Source organism: uncultured Sphingomonas sp. (assembly GCF_964243315.1).
In the GTDB taxonomy this organism is placed as follows: domain Bacteria; phylum Pseudomonadota; class Alphaproteobacteria; order Sphingomonadales; family Sphingomonadaceae; genus Sphingomonas.
The window spans coordinates 1-19,206 of the sequence record NZ_CAXTEM010000009.1 but is presented as its reverse complement, the minus strand read 5'-3'; the positions used below and the strand labels follow the sequence as shown (position 1 = coordinate 19,206).

The 19,206-nt window shown below is 67.0% G+C and carries 21 protein-coding genes and 2 pseudogenes; 17 read left to right on the top strand and 6 right to left on the bottom strand.

Annotated elements, in window-relative coordinates; genetic code table 11:
• Window positions 1–49: 49 nt before the first annotated feature.
• Window positions 50–427, bottom strand: coding sequence for a hypothetical protein (locus tag ACFE77_RS04770; RefSeq protein WP_375420484.1), 378 nt, complete (start codon window positions 425–427; stop codon window positions 50–52).
• 10 nt (window positions 428–437) lie between these two features.
• The gene (locus ACFE77_RS04765) at window positions 438–1,004 is read right to left on the bottom strand and encodes an HNH endonuclease (protein WP_375420483.1); all 567 of its coding nucleotides are present in this window, start codon (window positions 1,002–1,004) and stop codon (window positions 438–440) included.
• A 56-nt stretch (window positions 1,005–1,060) separates the two neighbouring features.
• Here ACFE77_RS04765 and gluQRS point away from each other — a divergent pair, with 56 nt between their 5' ends.
• From gluQRS to ACFE77_RS04720, 9 genes and pseudogenes are all read left to right on the top strand, one after another.
• Window positions 1,061–1,930, top strand: a complete 870-nt coding sequence (gluQRS, locus tag ACFE77_RS04760; RefSeq protein WP_375420482.1) for a tRNA glutamyl-Q(34) synthetase GluQRS — start codon at window positions 1,061–1,063, stop codon at window positions 1,928–1,930.
• A gap of 20 nt (window positions 1,931–1,950) precedes the next feature.
• Window positions 1,951–2,184, top strand: coding sequence for a twin transmembrane helix small protein (locus tag ACFE77_RS04755; RefSeq protein ID WP_375420481.1), 234 nt, complete (start codon window positions 1,951–1,953; stop codon window positions 2,182–2,184).
• Window position 2,185: 1 nt separating this feature from the next.
• Entirely contained in the window at window positions 2,186–2,749 is a 564-nt protein-coding gene (locus ACFE77_RS04750) for a cob(I)yrinic acid a,c-diamide adenosyltransferase (RefSeq protein ID WP_375420544.1), read from the top strand.
• Between the two features lie 67 nt (window positions 2,750–2,816).
• Complete coding sequence (egtB, locus tag ACFE77_RS04745; protein ID WP_375420480.1) at window positions 2,817–4,073, top strand: ergothioneine biosynthesis protein EgtB; 1,257 nt, start codon at window positions 2,817–2,819, stop codon at window positions 4,071–4,073.
• Window positions 4,074–5,051 carry an L-histidine N(alpha)-methyltransferase gene (egtD, locus tag ACFE77_RS04740; RefSeq protein WP_375420479.1) on the top strand — a complete coding sequence of 326 codons (978 nt, stop codon included), beginning with the start codon at window positions 4,074–4,076 and terminating at the stop codon, window positions 5,049–5,051.
• Window positions 5,052–5,112: 61 nt separating this feature from the next.
• Complete coding sequence (locus tag ACFE77_RS04735) at window positions 5,113–5,982, top strand: 3-hydroxyacyl-CoA dehydrogenase NAD-binding domain-containing protein (RefSeq protein WP_375420478.1); 870 nt, start codon at window positions 5,113–5,115, stop codon at window positions 5,980–5,982.
• A 10-nt stretch (window positions 5,983–5,992) separates the two neighbouring features.
• A complete protein-coding gene (locus ACFE77_RS04730) occupies window positions 5,993–6,142 on the top strand; it encodes a hypothetical protein (protein WP_375420477.1) in 150 nt (49 codons plus the stop codon).
• Between the two features lie 369 nt (window positions 6,143–6,511).
• Window positions 6,512–7,702: pseudogene (locus tag ACFE77_RS04725) on the top strand (esterase-like activity of phytase family protein); the annotation flags it as partial.
• 180 nt (window positions 7,703–7,882) lie between these two features.
• A pseudogene (locus ACFE77_RS04720) lies at window positions 7,883–7,984 on the top strand (PEPxxWA-CTERM sorting domain-containing protein); the annotation flags it as partial.
• An 84-nt stretch (window positions 7,985–8,068) separates the two neighbouring features.
• Here the strand turns inward: ACFE77_RS04720 and ACFE77_RS04715 are convergent.
• Window positions 8,069–9,328: a NupC/NupG family nucleoside CNT transporter gene (locus tag ACFE77_RS04715; protein WP_375420476.1), complete on the bottom strand. Its 1,260-nt coding sequence runs from the start codon at window positions 9,326–9,328 to the stop codon at window positions 8,069–8,071.
• A gap of 118 nt (window positions 9,329–9,446) precedes the next feature.
• Between ACFE77_RS04715 and ACFE77_RS04710 the strand changes: the two genes are divergently transcribed.
• From ACFE77_RS04710 to ACFE77_RS04690, 5 genes are all read left to right on the top strand, one after another.
• Window positions 9,447–10,097 carry a queuosine precursor transporter gene (locus ACFE77_RS04710; protein ID WP_375420475.1) on the top strand — a complete coding sequence of 217 codons (651 nt, stop codon included), beginning with the start codon at window positions 9,447–9,449 and terminating at the stop codon, window positions 10,095–10,097.
• A 49-nt stretch (window positions 10,098–10,146) separates the two neighbouring features.
• A complete protein-coding gene (gene argB / locus ACFE77_RS04705) occupies window positions 10,147–11,046 on the top strand; it encodes an acetylglutamate kinase (protein ID WP_375420474.1) in 900 nt (299 codons plus the stop codon).
• 157 nt (window positions 11,047–11,203) lie between these two features.
• Entirely contained in the window at window positions 11,204–11,512 is a 309-nt protein-coding gene (locus ACFE77_RS04700; protein ID WP_375420473.1) for a YggT family protein, read from the top strand.
• Window positions 11,513–11,544: 32 nt separating this feature from the next.
• Window positions 11,545–12,417 carry a bifunctional methylenetetrahydrofolate dehydrogenase/methenyltetrahydrofolate cyclohydrolase FolD gene (folD, locus tag ACFE77_RS04695; RefSeq protein WP_375420472.1) on the top strand — a complete coding sequence of 291 codons (873 nt, stop codon included), beginning with the start codon at window positions 11,545–11,547 and terminating at the stop codon, window positions 12,415–12,417.
• Between the two features lie 7 nt (window positions 12,418–12,424).
• A complete protein-coding gene (locus ACFE77_RS04690) occupies window positions 12,425–13,045 on the top strand; it encodes a MarC family protein (protein WP_375420471.1) in 621 nt (206 codons plus the stop codon).
• 166 nt (window positions 13,046–13,211) lie between these two features.
• Here the strand turns inward: ACFE77_RS04690 and ACFE77_RS04685 are convergent, their stop codons facing one another.
• Window positions 13,212–14,990: an AcrB/AcrD/AcrF family protein gene (locus tag ACFE77_RS04685; RefSeq protein WP_375420470.1), complete on the bottom strand. Its 1,779-nt coding sequence runs from the start codon at window positions 14,988–14,990 to the stop codon at window positions 13,212–13,214.
• A 99-nt stretch (window positions 14,991–15,089) separates the two neighbouring features.
• Between ACFE77_RS04685 and ACFE77_RS04680 the strand changes: the two genes are divergently transcribed.
• Window positions 15,090–15,521, top strand: a complete 432-nt coding sequence (locus ACFE77_RS04680) for a GtrA family protein (RefSeq protein WP_375420469.1) — start codon at window positions 15,090–15,092, stop codon at window positions 15,519–15,521.
• Window positions 15,521–16,249 (top strand): class I SAM-dependent methyltransferase, encoded by a 729-nt coding sequence (locus ACFE77_RS04675; RefSeq protein ID WP_375420468.1) that lies wholly within the window; start codon window positions 15,521–15,523, stop codon window positions 16,247–16,249. The genes ACFE77_RS04680 and ACFE77_RS04675 overlap by 1 nt, the downstream gene beginning before the upstream one ends.
• Here the strand turns inward: ACFE77_RS04675 and ACFE77_RS04670 are convergent.
• Window positions 16,183–17,238, bottom strand: coding sequence for a glycosyltransferase family 2 protein (locus tag ACFE77_RS04670; RefSeq protein WP_375420467.1), 1,056 nt, complete (start codon window positions 17,236–17,238; stop codon window positions 16,183–16,185). The genes ACFE77_RS04675 and ACFE77_RS04670 overlap by 67 nt on opposite strands.
• Before the next feature lie 259 nt (window positions 17,239–17,497).
• Here ACFE77_RS04670 and ACFE77_RS04665 point away from each other — a divergent pair, with 259 nt between their 5' ends.
• Entirely contained in the window at window positions 17,498–18,322 is an 825-nt protein-coding gene (locus ACFE77_RS04665) for a hypothetical protein (RefSeq protein WP_375420466.1), read from the top strand.
• A 20-nt stretch (window positions 18,323–18,342) separates the two neighbouring features.
• Here the strand turns inward: ACFE77_RS04665 and ACFE77_RS04660 are convergent.
• A partial coding sequence (locus ACFE77_RS04660) for a RelA/SpoT AH/RIS domain-containing protein (protein WP_375420465.1) occupies window positions 18,343–19,206 on the bottom strand: 864 nt, incomplete at its 5' end.

Here is a 19,206-nt window from a genome sequence, read left to right as displayed (position 1 = left end):
TATGCTGCGCTGCGGCAAGCGCGCGGTCAACCGTGCTCGGCCCCCAGCTTCACTGGGCGCCGGCGGATCGCCGCTCTTCGGAGGTCACGGTGCCATCGTGATTGAGGTCCATGCGATCGAACCGCGCGAGCATGCCTTCGCTGAACTCGATCGCGCTGATCTTGCCGTCGCCATTGCGATCGAGCGCCAGCAACCGCCGCGGATTGCGCCGGGGAAGCTCCGCACGAGAGATGAAATCATCGGCGTCGCGGTCCAGCGCGCGGAAGCGTCGATCCATCGCGCTGCCATAATCGAGCCGCGAGGTGACTGATGGCGGCACGAAGCCCGACGCATTGGCATCCGCGCTGGCGCGCTTTTCTTCGCCGCGTTCGCCGCTGCATGCGCCGAGCGCGAGCGCCATCGCCGCCATTCCGATCACATGCCGCATAGCCACTCCGTCAGGCTTCGAGTTCGACGTCCCAATAGAGCCAGTCGTGCCATGTGTCGTGAAGATAGTTCGGCGGGAAGCGCTTGCCGTGTTCCTGGAGATGCCAGTTGGTGGGCCGGATCGGCTCGAGATGGAGTGGCATGCTCGCCTGTTTGGGGGTGCGGCCGCCCTTGCGCAGGTTGCACGGTGCGCAGGCGGTGACGACATTCTCCCAGGTGGTACGCCCGCCTTGCGCGCGGGGGACGACATGGTCAAAGGTCAGGTCGCGAGGCTGGCCGCAATATTGGCAGGCGAAGCGATCGCGCAGGAACAGGTTGAAGCGGGTGAAGGCGGGAAATTGCGACGGCCGGACATATTGCTTGAGCGCGATCACCGATGGCAGCTTCATCGCGACGGTCGCGCTGCGGACCTCGCGTTCGTAATGCGCGACGATGTCGACCCGGTCGAGGAACACCGCCTTGATCGCGGTCTGCCACGGCCAGACGCTCAGCGGATAATAGGACAAGGGCGTGTAATCGGCGTTCAGGACGAGCGCGGGGCAGCCATCGGGATGGCGGATCAGATCGGGATGAAACACGGCTCCTCCCACACGGCTCGTCGCCTGGGGCCCTCGCCCACCGGCATGACATGGTCATGACAGCACAGGCGGTGATTCCGGGTCAAGGGCGCGTCGTCACCAGATTCGCGCCGAGCCCGACCGGACGCCTGCATCTGGGGCATGCGATGTCCGCGGTTCTGGCGCATGAACTGGCGCGCAGGGCAGGGGGTAGGTTCTTGCTGCGGATCGAGGATATCGACCTTGCGCGGTGCCGCGAAGAGCATGTCGCGGGCATATCGGCGGACCTCGAATGGCTCGGGCTCGACTGGGACGGCGCGGTGGTCCGGCAATCGTCGCGGTTGCATCTCTATGCCGTGGCGCTCGATCGGCTGAAGGCGCAGGCGCTGGTGTATCCGTGTTTCTGCACGCGGGCGGAGATCGCGGCGAGCGCCTCGGCCCCGCACGGCAGCGACGCGCCGATCTATCCGGGCACCTGCCGCGCGATCCATGACCCCGATCTGACGCGTCCGCATTGCTGGCGGCTCGACATGGCGCGCGCGGTGGCGCTCGCGGGGCCGCTGTCCTGGAGCGATAACGGCACGACGATCGCGGCCGATCCGGCGGCGCAGGGCGACGTCGTGCTGGCGCGCAAGGATGCGCCGTCGAGCTACCATCTGGCGGTGACGGTGGACGATGCCGATCAGGGCGTCACCGATATCGTCCGCGGCGTCGATCTGTTCGCGGCGACCCATGTCCACCGGCTGTTGCAGGCGCTGCTCGGGCTGCCGACGCCGCGCTACCACCATCATCCGCTGCTGACCGATGAGCGTGGCGAACGGCTCGCCAAGCGGACCGGCGCCCCGTCTCTGACGGCGATGCGCGAGGCAGGCGAGGATGGTTTGGCCCTCGCGGCGGCGCTCGCGCGCGGCGATTACCGACCAAAGACGGCATTGCGAGGCCGCTGACCCAACCCTACATTCGTCGCATGCAGACTTTCCTCGTCCTCCTCCTGATCGCGGCGATGATCGCGACCGTGGTCGCTCTCGTGCGCGGGATCGTCGCGTTTCTCCAGCATTCGACCGCGCAGGTGAAGAACGGGGAGACCGGCCCGAGCGAGGCGTCGGTGAGGTCGAATAAGATGATGCAGCAGCGCATCTTCTTCCAGGCGATCGCGGTGCTGGTCGTGGTCGTGCTGCTCTTCGCCGCCGGGCGGACCTAAACTGGTCCGGCTCAACCGGATCTACACGCGAACCGGCGACGACGGCACCACCGGGCTGGTCGACGGGTCGCGTGTGTCCAAGGCCGACGCGCTCATGTCGGCGATCGGCGATGTCGACGAGGCGAACAGCGCGATCGGCGTCGCGATCGCGGCGATGGGCGGTGCCGACCCCTCCTTTGCGCTGACCCGTATCCAGAACGACCTGTTCGATCTCGGTGCGGATCTCGCCACGCCGGGAGACGATTTCACCCCGTCGGAGATGGTGCTGCGGGTCGTGCCCTCGCAGGTGGCGCGACTGGAGGGCGAGATCGATGCGCTTACCGCGACAATGCCGCCACTCACCAGCTTCATCTTGCCGGGCGGCAGCGCCGCAGCATCGGCATTGCACCTTGCGCGTGCGATCGTGCGCCGCGCCGAGCGCTCCGCAGTGGCGGTCGACGCGCCGCTCAACCCACAGGCACTGGCCTATCTCAATCGTTTGTCCGATTACTTGTTCGTCGCCGCCCGCGCCGTGAACCAGGCCGGGATTGGGGACGTTCTATGGAAGCCGGGCGCGACGCGCTGACGCCACGCCGTGATCCCGCGCCTCGTCGAGGCTGAGGACGCTGCCCGGCCGGGCGAGGGAGAAGATCATGCCGTTGCCTGCCGTCCCTGTCGATCCGCTGCCGCTCGCGGTCCGCTTTGCGGCGGTGCGCGCGCTGTCGCTGGCGCTCACCGCGGAGTTGTCGGACGCGGACGCCACCGCACAATCGATGGCCGACGCGTCGCCAGCCAAATGGCATCTCGCGCATACCAGCTGGTTCTTCGAAACCTTCGTGCTGCGCGATCACGTACCGGGTTACGCGCTGCACGACCCGCGCTTCCCGTTCCTCTTCAACAGCTATTACGAGGCGGAAGGGCGTCGCCATGCGCGCGATCGCCGCGGCATGGTGACGCGCCCGACGCTGGACGAGGTGCGCGCCTATCGTGCGCATGTCGACGATGCGCTGCTCGCCGCATTGCCCGATCTGCCCGAGGCGGCGTGCACGCTGGTGGCGCTGGGCTGTCACCACGAGGAACAGCATCAGGAACTGCTGGTCACCGACATCTTGCATCTGTTCGGCGAGAACCCGCTTGAACCCGCGCTTTGGCCCGCGGCGCGCAAGATTCCGGTGGCGATGTCGGCACCGCTCGGTTGGGCCGCGCACCCCGGGGGGATCGTCGAGATCGGGCATGGCGGCGACGGATTCGCATTCGATTGCGAAGGGCCTCGCCACCGTGCCTTGCTTAGCCCGCACGCGATCGCCGACCGCACTGTGACCAACGGCGAATGGGCCGCGTTCATCGACGATGGCGGTTATGCCGACGCGCGGCACTGGCTGGCGGACGGCTGGGCCTGGGTGAAGGCGGAAGCGATCGTCGCGCCGCTATACTGGGAGCGGCAGGACGGCGTCTGGACTCGCTTCGGTCTGGACGGGCGTCGCGCGATCGATCCCGCCGCGCCGGTGACGCATGTCAGCTTCTTCGAAGCGGATGCCTATGCCAGTTGGGCAGGCGCACGGCTGCCGACCGAGTTCGAATGGGAGGCAGCGGGGGCCGATCACGACGCCGCGGGCGGCAACCAGTTGGACAAGGCCGGCGCGGTCGAGCCCCGCCCCGCCGCGACTGCGCCCGCCTTCTTCGGCGACGTGTGGGAATGGACCGGCAGCGCCTATCGTCCCTACCCCGGGTTCCGCGCGGTCGAGGGCGCCGTCGGCGAGTATAACGGCAAGTTCATGAGCGGGCAGTTCGTCCTGCGCGGCGGCAGTTGCGCGACGCCGCGCGGGCATGTGCGCGCCAGCTACCGCAACTTCTTCTACCCGCACCAACGCTGGCAGTTCACCGGCGTTCGCCTGGCCAAGGATCTCTGAATGCTCAAACCCGAGATCGAGGACGGCGAACAGCGCCTGGCCGATCCGCAATTCCGCGCCGATGTCCTTGCCGGTCTGTCGATGGTGCCGCGTGCGATCCCCGCGCGCTGGTTCTACGACCGCCGCGGATCGGAGCTGTTCGAAGCGATCACCGACCTGCCCGAATATTATCCGACCCGCACCGAACGCGCGATCCTCGAGATCGCCAGTCCGGAGGTCGCGACGATCGCCGGGAGTGGCCGCGCGGTGGTCGAATTCGGATCGGGATCGTCGATCAAGACCCCGATCCTGCTGCGCTCCGTCGCGCCCAACGCCTATGTGCCGATCGACATCTCGGGCGAATTCCTGCGCGAATCGTCGCGCGTGCTGTCGGAGCAGTTCCCCGACCTGCTGATCCTGCCGTTCGAGGCCGATTTCATGCGGCCGATCGCGCTGCCCCGCGCGATCGCCGACGTGCCGAAGCTCGGCTTCTTTCCCGGATCGACGATCGGCAACATGATCCCGCTGATGGCGGTCGATCTGCTCCGCGCGATGCGGACCTCGCTCGGCGTCGGCGCGATGCTGCTGGTCGGGATGGACCGGATCAAGGACGCGGCGGTGCTGGAGCGGGCCTATGACGATCCGAGCGGCGTGACCGCGGCGTTCAACCTCAACCTGCTCGAACGCATCAATCGCGAACTCGCGGGCACGATCCCGATCGACGCATTTCGCCACCGCGCGATCTGGAACGACGATCGCGCACGGATCGAGATGCATCTGGAGGCGACCCGCGACGTGTCGTTCGAGGTCGACGGGCGCGCCTTCGCGATGGCGGCGGGCGAGACGATCCACACCGAAAACAGCCACAAATATGGTGGCCGCGACGCGCGCATCCTGCTGCGCTCGGGCGGCTGGACGCCGATCGCCGAATGGACCGATCCCGACGGATTATTCGCGGTCTATCTCGCCGAGGCGCAGCCGGTGCGCGCGGCACCATAAGCTCGACGGAGCCGGTGCCGTCGCGGTATGCGCCCGCGAACAACGACGGCGAGGAACGAAGATGCAGACGATTGGCGTGATCGGGGCGGGGCAGATGGGCGCAGGGATCGCCCAGGTGTCGGCGCAGGCGGGCTACCGCGTGCTGCTCGCCGACGTGTCGCTGGCGCAGGCCGAGGCAGGGCGCGCCGGAATCGGCAAGGCGCTCGGCCGGCTCGTCATCAAGGAGAAGATGGACGCGGCGGCGCGCGATGCGGCGCTGGTGCTGATCGAACCGGTCGAGAACGTCGCCGCGATGGGCGATTGCGCGCTGGTGATCGAGGCCGCGACCGAGCGCGAGACGATCAAGCGCCAGATCTTCGCCGATGTTGGCAAGGTGCTCGGCAGCGACGCGGTGCTTGCCTCAAACACCTCGTCGATCCCGATCACGCGGCTGGCGCAGGCGGCGCCCGATCCGGCGCGCTTCGTCGGGGTGCATTTCTTCAACCCCGTGCCGGTCATGGGGCTGATCGAGCTGATCCGCGGCCTTGCTACCTCAGACGAGACGGTGACGCGGGTCGAGGCTTACGCCCAGGCGCTCGGCAAGCGCGTGGTGCGTGCCAACGACGCGCCGGGCTTTATCGTCAACCGCGTGCTGATGCCGATGCTGAACGAGGCATGCTTCGCACTGGGCGAGGGCGTGGCGACGATCCCCGATATCGATGCGGCGTGTCAGCTCGGCCTCAACCACCCGATGGGTCCCCTTACGCTCGCCGACTTCATTGGCCTCGATACATGCCTGGAGATCACCCGCGTACTGTTCGAGGGCACCGGCGATCCCAAATTCCGCCCGGCGCCGTTGCTGATCAAATATGTCGAAGCCGGCTGGTACGGCCGCAAGACCAAGCGCGGCTTCTACGACTATACGGGCGAGACACCGGTCCCCACCCGCTGACGAGGTCCCGATGAGCATCGACGACACCATCATCGACACGCCGGAAGGCCCGATGACCTATGCCGCGTGGAAGAAGAAGCACCCGGTGCAGCTCCCCTCGCGCCGGACCAAGGGCAAGAAGCTGCCCAACAAGGTGAAGATGACCACCGACGAGAAGTAAGGGGGTGGGTCGATCCCTACCGTTCGTGTCGATCCCCCACCCCGTTCGTGTCGAGCAAAGATCGAGCAGCCCGCAGGGCGTAACGAGAGCGCGTATCGAGACACCGGTTCCGCGCACCAACCCGCCTTTCGATACGGGCTCTCGATACGCCGCTCCGCGGCTAATCGATCTCTACACGAGACGAACGTGCGAGGGTCGTTCACTCCGCTAGCCTGGCCCTACAACAACCTCGGCGCCCTCCGCGTCTCCGCGCGAGCCCCTCTCCTCCCCGCGAAAACCGCGGGGTGTCGCGGATCTGTCTTCCCCACGTCACGCCCCTGTCACCGCAGCACGGTTAACGCCGATGCAACTACAGGGGAGATCGACACCATGCGCCTGCCACTCATCGCCTTGCTCGCATCCGCCGCGCTGGTCGCGCCGGCTTCCGCCGCGACGCTGGTGTCGCGATTGACGGTCGTCAACGGCACCGACCTCTCGGGCCTCGCCGGCACCGGGCAGAACCGCCTCGGCGGGTTCGGGTCCGACCTCGTCTACAACGCCACCGACGGCTTGTTCTACGGCATGAGCGATCGCGGTCCCGGCGGCGGGGTGCTGTCCTACGCGCCGCGGATTCAGGCGTTCTCGCTCGGCATCGACACGACCACCGGCGCGCTCGGCAGCTTCACGCTCGAAAAGACGCTGGTGTTCACCCAGGCCGATGGCAGCAGCTATAACGGCCTCAACCCGCAGCTCCTCAACGGGTCGAGAGCGACGCTCGGCGGGTCGCTCGATCCCGAGGGGCTGGCGCTGCTGCCCAACGGTCACTTCCTGGTGTCGGACGAATATGGCCCGTCGCTCAACGAATTTGACGCGAGCGGCAAGCTGGTGCGCAGCTTCGCCATGCCCGCCAATCTGGTGCCCAAGACGAGCAACGGCACGGTCAACTATGTCGACGGCCGCCCGACCATCACCACCGGCCGCCAGGACAATCGCGGGTTCGAGGGGCTGACGCTCAGCCCCGACGGCAAGACCGCCTATGCCGTGCTCCAGGATCCGCTGGTCAACGAAGGCCGCGCCAACAACGGCAACAGCGACGGCCGGTTCAGCCGCAACGTCCGCATCGTCGCGTACGACGTCGCCACCGGCGGATCGACCGGCCAGTTCATCTACGAACTCGAGGCGTTGCCGGACATCAACGGCCGCGTCACCGGCGATTTCGACGCCAATTCGCAGGGCCGCTCGATCGGGGTCTCGGCGATCCAGTCGCTCGGCAACGGCAAGTTCCTGGTGCTCGAACGTGACAATCGCGGTCTCAGCGTCGATGCCGGCGCGTCGACCGAAGTGGCGTCGAAGCGGATCTACCAGATCGACTTGACCGGCGCGACCGACGTGTCGGCGATCAGCCTGGCCGGCAGCAACGCCTTGCCCGCGGGCGTGAAGGCCGCGACCAAGATTGTGACGCCGTTCATCGACATCGCCGCGGCGATGCGCGCGATGGGATTTCAGATCCCGGAGAAGATCGAAGGCTTCAGCTTCGGTCCGCGGCTGGCGGACGGCGGCATCACGCTGATCGTCGCCACCGACAACGACTTCTCGGTCACCCAGAACGGCGCGGGCACGCAGTTCGACGTGTGCGTCAACCCGGGCAACACCGCGCGGGTCGAGGTCGGACTCGGCGTCGGCTGCCCGACCGGCTTCGCGCTGATCCCCAACACCCTGCTGAGCTTTCGCCTGAGCGCGGCGGAATACGGCCGGCTGATCGGCGTCGTGCCCGAACCGTCGACCTGGGCGATGATGGTCGCCGGCTTCGGCGCGATGGGTGCGGCGTTGCGGCGGCGGCGTCGAGTGGCCGGGGTGGCGTAACGCGAGTTGTGCTCCCGCGAAGGCGGGAGGCCAGTAGTGTGCTCCGGCCTTCGCGGGAGCACATGAAGGGGTACGTCGCCCGGCCTACCCGATCAATAAACCCGCCAGCGCCGCGGACATCAAATTGGCCAAGCTCCCCGCCGCCAGCGCGCGCAAGCCCAGCTTCGCGATCATCGGCCGCTGGTTTGGGGCGAGGCTGCCGGTGACCGCCATCTGGATCGCGATCGAGGAGAAGTTGGCGAAGCCGCACAGCGCGAAGGTGATCACCGCGACGGTGCGCGGGCTCAGCGCTGCGGCTTGCTTGCCGAGATCGATATAGGCGACGAATTCGTTGAGGACGATCTTCTCGCCGAACAAGCCGCCTGCGATCGCGGCTTCGTTCCACGGCACGTTGAGCAGGAACATGATCGGCTGGAAGACATGGCCGAGCAGCCCCTGGAAGCTCAAGCCGGGCACGCCGAACCAGTTGCCGATGCCGCCGAGCAACCCGTTGGCGAGCGCCACCAGCGCGACGAAGGCGAGCACCATCGCGCCCACCGCGACGGCGAGGCGCACACCGGTCTGCGCGCCCTGCGCGGCGGCCATGATGATGTTGGCGGGCTTTTCCTCGTCGTGGCTCGCCTCCGCGATCGCGACCAGCGGATCGCTTGGCGCGTCGCCGAGCGCGAGCTCGCCCTCCGGCACGGCGCGGCGGTCGGGCATCATGATCTTTGCCATCAGGATCCCGCCCGGCGCCGCCATGAAGCTCGCGGCGAGCAGATATTCGATCCGGATACCCATCGACGCATAGGCCGCGAGGATCGTGCCCGCGACGCCTGCCATGCCGCTGGTCATCACCGTAAACAGCTGCGGCGGGGTTAGCCCGGCAAGGTAGGGGCGGATCACCAGCGGCGATTCACTCTGCCCTACGAAGATGTTGGCGGCGGCGCACAGCGATTCGACCTTCGACACGCCGATCACCTTCTCGATCGCCCCGCCGAGCCAGCGGACCACCAGCTGCATGATCCCGAGATAATAGAGGATCGATACCAAGGCGGCGAAGAAGATGATCACCGGCAGCGCCTGAATCGCGAAATTCTGGCCGAGCGGATTGGCGGCAAGTTCGCCGAACAGGAACGAGGTGCCCGCATTGGCGTAGCCGAGCAGGTTCGCGACCCCGCCGGACATGAATTCGAGCACGTGCTTGCCCGCGGGCACGTAGAGCACGAGCACCGCGATCCCGGCTTGCAGCGCGAAGGCAGCGCCGACCACGCGGGGCCGGATCGCGCGCCGATCGGAGGACAAGGCGATCGCGACCCCGAGAATGACGAGGATGCCGGCCAGGCCGATCGCGATACGTTCCATAGGTCTGCTTCCCCTTGCCCGCGAGCTTCGCAGGATTTGCGATCGGTGCGCAAGCGCTGTGTCCCTCGCCCGCTAGCGGCGATTGACGCGTGCGGCAAAGCCTCTAGCGTCGCGGCGGATGACCCAGTCCGTTCCCGCGCTGCCGCGTTCGCTGTTCGTTTTCTCGGTTCTTTACGGTGGCATGGTGTGCATCGCGGGGGTGCTGGGGGTGAAGCAGGTCGCGCTCGGGCCGCTTGCGGTCGAGGCGGGGATATTTGGCTTCCTGCTGCTGGTGGTGTTGTCGAGCGCCATCGCGGAACTGCACGGCCAGGCGATCGCAACCTCGCTGGTGCGGCTCGGGTTCATTCCGTTGCTGGTGTCCGCGGCACTGATCCAGCTGGTGCTCGCGCTGCCCCACGACCCGGGCATGTACCCGCCCGCGATCGACGCCTTTCCGATCGTGGTCGGGCAGAGCGCGCGGATGATGATCGCGGGGCTGATCAGCTACGGCATCTCGCAGACGCTTAACGTGTTGATCTTCGCGCGGCTCGCGAAGGGGCCGGTCGGGGGTGGGCGACTGGTGTGGTTGCGCGGGATGATCGCCAGCGTGATCAGCCAGGTGATCGATACGCTGCTGTTCATCAGCATATCCTTCCTCGGCGAACGCGAGATCCTGGGGCTGATGGCGGGGCAGATGCTGACCAAGGTGGTGTTGTCGATCGTGCTGGTGCCGTTCCTGATCACCGCGTTCGTGGCGCTGGGCCGGCGGCTGGACCGCGCCGCCGTCTGACGCGTCGTGCCTCTACCCGCCACGCGCGCGGGGCGCTAAGGGCGCAAACATGACCGACTACACCCCCAACGCGGCGCTGCTCGCCAAGGCCGAGACGCTGACCGAGGCGCTGCCGTATCTGCAACGCTATGCCGGCGCGACCTTCGTGGTGAAATATGGCGGCCACGCAATGGGCGACCCCGAACTCGCGCGCGATTTCGCCGAGGACGTGGTGCTGCTGAAGGCGGTCGGCATCAACCCAGTGGTGGTCCATGGCGGCGGGCCGCAGATCGGCGCGATGCTCAAGCGGCTCGGCGTCGAATCGCGCTTCGTCGACGGCTTGCGGGTCACGACCAAGGAGACCGCCGACATCGCCGAGATGGTCCTGGCGGGATCGATCAACAAGGAAATCGTCGCCTGGATCGGGCAGGCCGGCGGTCGCGCGGTCGGTATCTCGGGTAAGGACGCGAACTTCGTGCAGGCGGAAAAGGTCGGCCGGTCGACCCCCGACAAGCTCCAAGGAATCGAGCGGCACGTCGATCTCGGCTTCGTCGGCGAACCCGTCGCGGTCGACCGCCGGATCATCGACTCCTTGTCCCGCGAGGGGATCATCCCGGTGGTCGCCCCGATCGCGATCGGCGCCGACGGCCACACCTACAACATCAACGCGGATACCATGGCTGGCGCGATCGCCGCCGCGCTCGGCGCGTCGCGCTTCTTCCTGCTGACCGACGTCGCGGGGGTGCTCGACAAGCAGGGTACGCTGCTGACCGCGCTCGATCCCGCCAGGATCGCGGCGTTGCAGGCGGACGGCACGATCTCGGGCGGAATGATCCCCAAGGTGCAGACCTGCGTCGCCGCGGTCGAGGCCGGGGTCGACGCCGCGGTGATCCTCGACGGCCGAGTGCCTCACGCGATGCTGCTCGAGATATTCACCTCGGCCGGCGCCGGTACGCTGGTGCGCGCATAAGCCCCCTTGTCTCCCCGCGAAGGCGGGGACCCAGTACTGGACTCCCGCCTTCGCGGGAGAACAACATGGGACCCGTCCTATAAGGAACCTAGGCGTAGCACCGCCGCTCGGCTAAACGGGCGACACCGTCCTGCATCCAGAAGAAGGCAACCCCCGCGTGATCGCGCTGACCATCATCCAGATCCTCCAGGTACTGCTCGACGTGGTCTGGTGGATCATCTTCGTCCAGTTCGTGCTGTCGCTGTTGATGGTGTTCAACGTCATCAACATGTCGAACCAGTTCGTCCGCTCGCTCTATTCCGGGCTGGAGCGGCTGACCGAGCCGATGTACCGGCCGCTGCGCCGGGTGCTGCCGAACATGGGCGGGATCGACTTCTCGCCGATGGTGGTGCTGATCCTGATCTCGATCTTCGACATCATCTTGCGCAACATCGCGGTCAGCATCCTCACCGGCGGCGCGGTCTGACCGGTGCCGGATAGCGGACGGGCAGCGCAGGCATGACCGCGACGATCATCGACGGCAAGGCGCACGCCGCCGCGCTCCGCGCACGCGTCGCCGCGCAGGTCGAGGCGTTCGTCGCCGCCACCGGGCGCAAGCCGGGGCTGGCCGTGGTGCTGGTCGGCGAGGATCCGGCGTCGGCGGTCTATGTCCGCAACAAGGGCAAGGCGACCGTCGCGGCGGGGATGGCGAGCATCGAGCATCGCCTGTCCGCCGATGTGGATCAGGTGACGCTGCTCGCGTTGGTCGACCAACTTAATGCCGACCCCGCGGTCGACGGCATCCTGGTGCAATTGCCGCTGCCGCCGCAGATCGACGAGCAAGCGGTGATCACGCGGATCGATCCCGACAAGGATGTCGACGGCTTCCATCCGGTCAATGCCGGGCGGCTCGCGATCGGCATCGACGGCTTCGTCCCTTGCACGCCGCTCGGCTGCGTGATGCTGCTGAAGGCGGTCTGCGGATCGCTGAGCGGGGCGGAGGCGGTGGTGATCGGGCGGTCGAACATCGTCGGCAAGCCGATGTCGCAGCTGCTGCTCCGCGAAAGCTGCACAGTGACGACGGTGCATAGCCGCACCCGCGATGTCGCTGGGCATGTCCGCGCCGCCGACATCGTCGTGGCCGCAGTCGGCATCGCCGGCTTCGTGCGCGGCGACTGGATCAAGCCCGGCGCTACGGTGATCGACGTCGGCATCAATCGCACCGCATCCGGGCTGGTCGGCGATGTCGATTTCGCCGGCGCGATGTCGGCCGCGGGCGCGGTCACCCCGGTGCCGGGCGGGGTCGGGCCGATGACCATCGCCTGCCTGATCCGCAACACCTATGTTTCGGCATGTCGGCGCGACGGCATCGCGCCCGATCCGGCGGTCTGAGGGGGTGTTGCTCGAGCTCTACGTGTCGTCGCTGATCACCTTCTTCGTGGTGATCGATCCGCCGGGTTGCGCGCCGATCTACGCCGGGCTGTCGGCGGGGGCTGCCCCCGCGCAGCGCCGCGCAATGGCGATCCGTGCGGTCGGCGTGGCGTCGGCGATCCTGCTGGTGTTCGCGCTGTTCGGCGAGGATCTGCTGCGCGGACTCGGCATAAGCCTGGCGAGTTTCCGCATCGCCGGCGGCATCATGCTTTTCCTGATCGCACTGGAGATGGTGTTCGAGAAGCGCACCCAGCGCCGCGAGGATCGCGCCGCCAAGGTCGCTCACGATCCCGAGGCGGAGGACGTCTCGATCTTTCCGATGGCGATGCCGATGATCGCGGGGCCGGGATCGATCGCGTCGGTCATGCTGCTGATGGCGCGCAACGACGGCGTCGAGCGCACCGCGGTGGTGCTCGCCGCGCTGGCGACGATCCTGATCCTGACGCTGGTCTCGCTGCTGCTGGCCGGACCGCTGATGCGGTTGCTGGGCGCGAAGATCGAGGCGGTGATCACCCGGCTGCTCGGGGTGCTGCTCGCGGCGCTGGCGGTGCAGTTCGTGATGGACGGGCTGCAGGTGAGTTTGCGTTAAGGTCGGACCTTCATCAGGATCTTCCTCTGCTCCGTTCGTTTCGAGCGAAATCGAGAAACTGCCGCGCACCGCCCGGGATCGGTTCTCGACTTCGCTCGAGACGAACGGAGATGGGTAGCGCCACGCGTGGAAGGCGCTCACCCATTCGCGCAGCCAGAGGCTCGCCTCAATCGATCCGGTACAATCGCAATGGCGACTTTGCCGGCAGCGGCAGCGACGTCAGCCAATCCGGAAAGCGGTTATGCGCCAGCCGGTCGTAGAACCCACCCGGATTGCGCGCACGATAGATCGTCGATTCCGACATGTTAGGGCACAGCAGCAGCAACGTCGCGCCGTGCCGCTTCATGATCGCACGCGCCTGTTCCGGCGTGCCCGAAAACGCATGCTGGACGTCGAGGATCGCGTCGCCGTTGCGGTGATACGGCCCCGCGATCGCGCTGTGATGAGTCATTGCGATCATCCGCGGCCCGAGGTCCACGAAGGTGAAGATCGTCGCCGCGGAATAGCGATCGAGCGCACCCAGCACGGTGGTACGCAGGCAGTCGCCGGTCGCCTTGTTGACGCGCTTGGTATAGGCCTTGGGCCGGTCGATCGGCAGGTATTTGATCGCAAGCCCCGCGAACAATCCCGACACCAGCAGAAATCCGGCGACGGTGCCGAACACCCGCACCGGCATCGACCGGTGGCGCAGCAGCCCCGGCAGCAGCCACCAGGCGAGCGCTACCGCGCCCGGCACCGACAGCAGCTGCGCGGCGGGGCCGGCGCGGACCTGCCACAACAGCATCAACGTCGCGAACACCGTGAACAGCGCCACCGCGGACCAGCCCACTACCTGCGTCGTCCGCCGGGCGCGCCACGCCGCGATGATCGCGCCGATCGCACCGACCACCGGGAAGGCGCCGATCGGAAAGGCGACGCGGAACGGGTGTTTGTAGATCGGCTTGGCCTCGCGCACATTGTCGAGCCAGATGCGCTGCAGCTCGGGCGACACGCCTTCAGGCCTGCCGAGGCACTGGGGGAACAGCAGGACGAAGCCCGCGACGATCGCCGCGCCCGCCGCTACCGCCAGCGCCAGGCGCACGCCGCGCGACGCCGGGTTCGCCGCCGCGAGCAGGAACAGCAATGCCCCCGCCGCGATCATCACGCTGAGCCATACCGGGGTCAGCGCATCGCACCGCATGGCGTAGTTGGCGTTGGACGCGAACGCCGCAAAGCCGAGCGTACTGCCGCCGCCGAGGGACAGCGCATACACCCCCAGCCGCGACGCCTCCGCCCGGTCCCAGATCCAGCGCAGCGCGATGATCGCGCCCGCCATCGCCACATAGGGCAGCATCTCCAGCCCGATCGTCAGCGACACCGCGCTCGCAATGCCGACCAGCGCGCCGCCGCGCGGGCCCCTCGGATCGCATAAACCGGCGACTGTGATGCTCAGCATCGCGAGTTGCCAGCCGTGATGATCGATGCGTTCGGGCAGGAACATCAGCATCGTCGCCGCGGTGCCGAGCAGGAAGACGATCGCCAGCGGCCAGGCGACCGGATTGACGAGCCTGCGGACCGTCGCCGCGAGCCCGATCATCGCAAGCGACAGTGGCAGCAACGGCGCGATCCCGCATGCCAGCCGCTCTGCCCAGGCGTTGCTGGTGAACAGCCGGAAGAACAGGATCAGCCCGGCGATCGGCAGGTCGACGAACCGCGACCAGTGGATGTCGAACCCCGCGGGCGGGTTCAGCCGATATTGGCGCAGGTCGTACCAGCCCTGACCATCGAGCAGCGCGCGCACCTGCATCAGCCGCATATTGTCGTCGGTGTCGCCTAGCGACAGCCAGCGGACCAGGTTCCAGTCGTTCCACACGTACCAGATCGTCACCGCCAGCCACGCCGCCAGCGTGAGGCGCAGCCAATGGCGATCGAGCGCACGGGTGATGCGGGTGGTCCAGTCGTTCACGTGAATTCACCCCAATGACCCGCAAAGATCGCCCGCGACGGATTGCCGGTTCCACTCGCGCGCGAAGGCCTCTACTGCGCGCGGACCAGTGAGGAAAGCATGACGGCGGTATCGCAGCGGATCGATCAGTGGCGACGGAGCGGGATGCTGGGGCAATTGATCCGGTTCGGCGTGTCGGGCTTGATCTCCAGCGTCATCTATTCCGTGGTCTATCTGCCGCTGGCGATGTACGTCTTCGGCGATCGGCTGTCGGTACTGGCGGTGCCGCCGGCGTTCGTCGTCGCGGCATCCGCCGGGTTCGTGCTGCACAGCCGGTGGAGCTTCAGGGGCTATGGCACCCGCGACACCAGCGGGCGTCAGCACGCCAAGTTCTTCGCGGTCCAGGCGGTCGGCATGGCGCTCAACCTCGCCTTCACCTGGATCATTACGGGGCCGCTGTTCCATGGGCCCGCATGGCTGCCACTGGTGCCCGCGATCCTGGTCACGCCATTCGCGACCTTCGCGCTCAACCGCCAACTGGTGTTCAGATAATGGATCGCATCGTCTACGACCGGATGGCGGCGCATGACTCGACGCATTGGTGGTATCGCGCGCGGCGCGACATCCTTGCCGATTACCTGACGCGCTATGCTGCACTGCCGGCCGGCGCGCGGATCCTGGAGATTGGCTGCGGCACCGGGCACAATCTGCCGATGCTCGCGCGGTTCGGCAGCGTCGAGGCGATCGAGATCGATCCCGCGGCGCGCGACATCGCCAGCGCGCGGCTCGGCCGGCCGGTCGGCGACGCGCCGCTGCCCGCGCTGCCGGGGATCGAGCGCGGTGCGTATGACCTGATCGCGGTGCTCGACGTCGTCGAACATATCGAGGCGGACGTCGCGGCGCTCGCGGCGATGCGCGAATGCCTGAAGCCCGGCGGCAAGATCCTGATCGCGGTGCCCGCCCACCAATGGATGTGGAGCGCGCACGACACCGTCAACCACCACCATCGGCGCTATTCGAAGAAGACGCTGTCCGCGGCGATCGTCGCGGCGGGGCTGCGCCCGCGCAAGCTGACCTATTTCAACTCGCTACTGTTCCCGCTGGCGGCGGCGGCACGGGTCGCGGGGCGGCTGACCGGTCGCGACGACAGCGACGATTCACCGCCCGCCAAGCCGCTCAACGCGTTGTTCGAGACGATCTTCCGTTTCGAGCGTCACGCGATCGGGCGGGTGCCGATGACGCCCGGCGTGTCGATCGTGACGCTCGCCGAACCGTCCTGATCGAACTCGGGTGAGGGCTCGGCGGCGTTGAAGCCGAGCGTCGAATGCCCGCGCACCGGCCCGGCGATGTCGGCGACGAGGTAGAGCGGCCGGCGCTTCGATTCGATGTACAGCCGGCCGAGATATTCGCCGATCATCCCGAGCACGAACATCTGCACCGCGCCGAGCAGCACGACGACCAGCATCGTCGAGGTCCAGCCCTGCACTGCGCTGCCGGTGAAGAAGCCGATCGCGATGTAGAGCAACAGCAGCAGCGACGCCGCCGTCAGCGCCAGCCCGGCATGGCTCGCGAACCGCAACGGCGCGGTCGAGAAGCCGGTCACCGCATCGAAGGCGAGCCGCACCATCTTGGCGAACGGGTAATTGGTCTCGCCCGCATGCCGCTCCGCCCGATCATACGCGAACGGCACCTGCCGAAATCCGACCCATGCGACCATCCCGCGGATGAAGCGCGCCTGTTCGGGGAGCGACAGGAAAGCATCGAGCGCGCGGCGGCTCATCAGCCGAAAATCGCCGGTATCTAGCGGGATCGGCGTGTCGGTGACGCGGTCGAGCACCCGGTAGAACAGCGCCGCGGTCGCCCTTTTGAAGATCGTCTCGCCCTGCCGCTTGCGCCGCACCGCATAGACCACGTCGGCTTGGGCCGCCGCCATCGTCGCGCGCATGTCCGCGAGCAATTCGGGCGGATCCTGAAGATCGGCGTCGATGATCAGGATCTGCGCCCCCGCGCACAGGTCCAGCCCCGCCGTCAGCGCCAGCTGATGGCCATGATTGCGCGACAGATTGATCGCGACCACCCGCCCATCGCGCGCAGCGATCGCTTGCATCACCGACCAGCTATCGTCCCGTGACCCGTCGTTGATCAGCACGATCTCGAAATCGGTCCCGACCGCCGCTTCGGCCGCTACCGAAACGCGCCCGTGCAGCAGATTCAGACACGCCGCCTCGTTATAACAGGGAATGACGACGGAGAGCGCGGGACGATGCATGCGTCCGGTCTAGCGGTGCCCGCGCCGCGCGTCATCGGGGTTGTTTGGGATGGTCCTACGTCTCGGGCAGCGATCGGGGGTCCGGTTCACCCCGTGGTGCCGTCCCGCCACGACGCAGCCAAGCACATGGTATTCTAACGCATGTTGCAGAAGGATGTGCTGTCGATCGGCTAGAGCCTTGCTCTTCTGCAGCGGTCATCGGACGGGGAAGCTGGCGATCCTCAGCTATTTGGTCAATCGAGTCGCACTGCGCAGCAGGGTGCTGAAGTTCGCACCGATCGACGCGCATCGACGCAAGGCGTCCGCTATGCGCCACCTTCGGTTCCAGCCGAGGCCCGTGATCGGTCAGGCGGCAGTGACGGCAACAACGGACTTGGATGACAAGGGCGTCCACTTGCTTGCCGACTGTTCGGCGCTGCTCGAGCGAGACTCGGCTTTGGTTGAGCAACTCAGCGCCCAAGGGAGCGACGGTTGGGATTGGCAAGGAAGCAATCTTCTGGAGTCGGACGAGATCCTCAATCAGAACGTACCGACGTACCGGTTGGGCTTGAACCCCGCGCTGCTCGATGTGGCTGAAGCCTATCTCGGCGAACCCTGCTTCTACATGGGTTGCTCATTGAAGCGCGAGGAAGTCGGCCCATTCACAGGCGGGACGCGACAATGGCACCTCGACATTGAGGACGACCGGATGCTGCGCATCATCATCTACCTCAACGATGTTCAGGACGGGGGCGGACCGTTTCAGTATATCGACGCTGCACGATCCCGGCTTGCGCGATCACGGCTCGATTATCAGTCCGGCTACCTTAGCGATGCGGTGATGCGGACCGTGATCGACGAAGATCGCTGGGCCAGTGCCTACGGCTGCCCAGGCATGATCGTCGCATTCGACGGAACTCGGGTCTTTCACCGTGTTGCCCGGCCGGAGGTTGCGAGCCGGTTCTCGCTCTCGCTTACCTATACGTCGCGCTACCCTCGCCACGTCTTCCGTCAGGTTCGCCTACGATCGAGCAGCTTTCGGGCGGTATATCCCGATCTGTCGGAGCGCGAACGCGCTTGCCTTCCAACGCCGCGATGGTTCTGACCCGCGAAGGTCATCAGTTCCTAAGCCCGCTCCACCGCATTGACCGCGTCGGCCGCGCGCAACGCCGCCATCAGGCGCATCAGCTGGTGGACGTCGTGGACCTCGACGTCGATCATGTTGGTGTGGAACACGCTGTCGCGGGTGTCGAGCCGCAGGTTGATGATGTTGGCCTTGTGCGCGCCCATCACCGTGGCAACGATGCCGAGCGCGCCGGGCTCGTTCTTGACCTGGACCGCGAGACGCGCGACCGCGCCGTCGCTCTTGTCGCCCCAGTCGACATCGACCCAGTCGGTGTCGTCGGTGCCGCGCTCGGCCAGGTCGGCGAGGATCCGGCAATCGATCGCATGGACCTCGATCCCCGCATCGGGGCGGCGCAGGCCGACGATGCGGTCGCCGGGCACCGGATGGCAGCACTCGGCGAGGTCGAACGCGACTCCGGGCGTCAGCCCCTTGATCGAGATCGCGGAAGACTGTGGCGCCAGTGCATGCGCTGAATCGGCACCCGCGGATCCAGGCATCAGCGCCTCCATCACCGCCGCATCCGACAGCGTCCGCCGCGCGACCGCGATCATCAGTGACGCTTCGTCAGGCAGCTTCAACCGCTTCAGCGCGAGATCGACCGCATCGTGGCCGACCGGTGCGGGCAGGCGGCGGATGATATCGTCGTACAGCTTGCGTCCCAGCGCGATCAGCTCGCCGCGCTCCTTGTTGCGCAGATGCCGGCGCACCGCGGCCAGTGCCTTGCCGGTAATCGCGAAGTTGAGCCAGGCGGGCTGCGGCGTCTGACCCTTCGATCGCAGCACCTGCACCTGATCGCCATTGTCGATCACCGTCGACAGCGGCACGACGCGCCCGTTGATCTTGGCACCGACCGCCTGGTCGCC

What these genes read in the sequence shown, in the direction of transcription:
- ACFE77_RS04735 (WP_375420478.1), top strand. Translation starts at nt 5,113, where the DNA reads ATGCAGACGATTGGCGTGATCGGGGCGGGGCAGATGGGCGCAGGGATC.
- egtB (WP_375420480.1), top strand. Translation starts at nt 2,817, where the DNA reads ATGCCGTTGCCTGCCGTCCCTGTCGATCCGCTGCCGCTCGCGGTCCGC.
- ACFE77_RS04770 (WP_375420484.1), bottom strand. Translation starts at nt 427, where the DNA reads ATGCGGCATGTGATCGGAATGGCGGCGATGGCGCTCGCGCTCGGCGCA.
- ACFE77_RS04680 (WP_375420469.1), top strand. Translation starts at nt 15,090, where the DNA reads ATGACGGCGGTATCGCAGCGGATCGATCAGTGGCGACGGAGCGGGATG.
- argB (WP_375420474.1), top strand. Translation starts at nt 10,147, where the DNA reads ATGACCGACTACACCCCCAACGCGGCGCTGCTCGCCAAGGCCGAGACG.
- ACFE77_RS04715 (WP_375420476.1), bottom strand. Translation starts at nt 9,328, where the DNA reads ATGGAACGTATCGCGATCGGCCTGGCCGGCATCCTCGTCATTCTCGGG.
- gluQRS (WP_375420482.1), top strand. Translation starts at nt 1,061, where the DNA reads ATGACAGCACAGGCGGTGATTCCGGGTCAAGGGCGCGTCGTCACCAGA.
- ACFE77_RS04730 (WP_375420477.1), top strand. Translation starts at nt 5,993, where the DNA reads ATGAGCATCGACGACACCATCATCGACACGCCGGAAGGCCCGATGACC.
- ACFE77_RS04710 (WP_375420475.1), top strand. Translation starts at nt 9,447, where the DNA reads ATGACCCAGTCCGTTCCCGCGCTGCCGCGTTCGCTGTTCGTTTTCTCG.
- ACFE77_RS04675 (WP_375420468.1), top strand. Translation starts at nt 15,521, where the DNA reads ATGGATCGCATCGTCTACGACCGGATGGCGGCGCATGACTCGACGCAT.
- egtD (WP_375420479.1), top strand. Translation starts at nt 4,074, where the DNA reads ATGCTCAAACCCGAGATCGAGGACGGCGAACAGCGCCTGGCCGATCCG.
- folD (WP_375420472.1), top strand. Translation starts at nt 11,545, where the DNA reads ATGACCGCGACGATCATCGACGGCAAGGCGCACGCCGCCGCGCTCCGC.
- ACFE77_RS04755 (WP_375420481.1), top strand. Translation starts at nt 1,951, where the DNA reads ATGCAGACTTTCCTCGTCCTCCTCCTGATCGCGGCGATGATCGCGACC.
- ACFE77_RS04670 (WP_375420467.1), bottom strand. Translation starts at nt 17,238, where the DNA reads ATGCATCGTCCCGCGCTCTCCGTCGTCATTCCCTGTTATAACGAGGCG.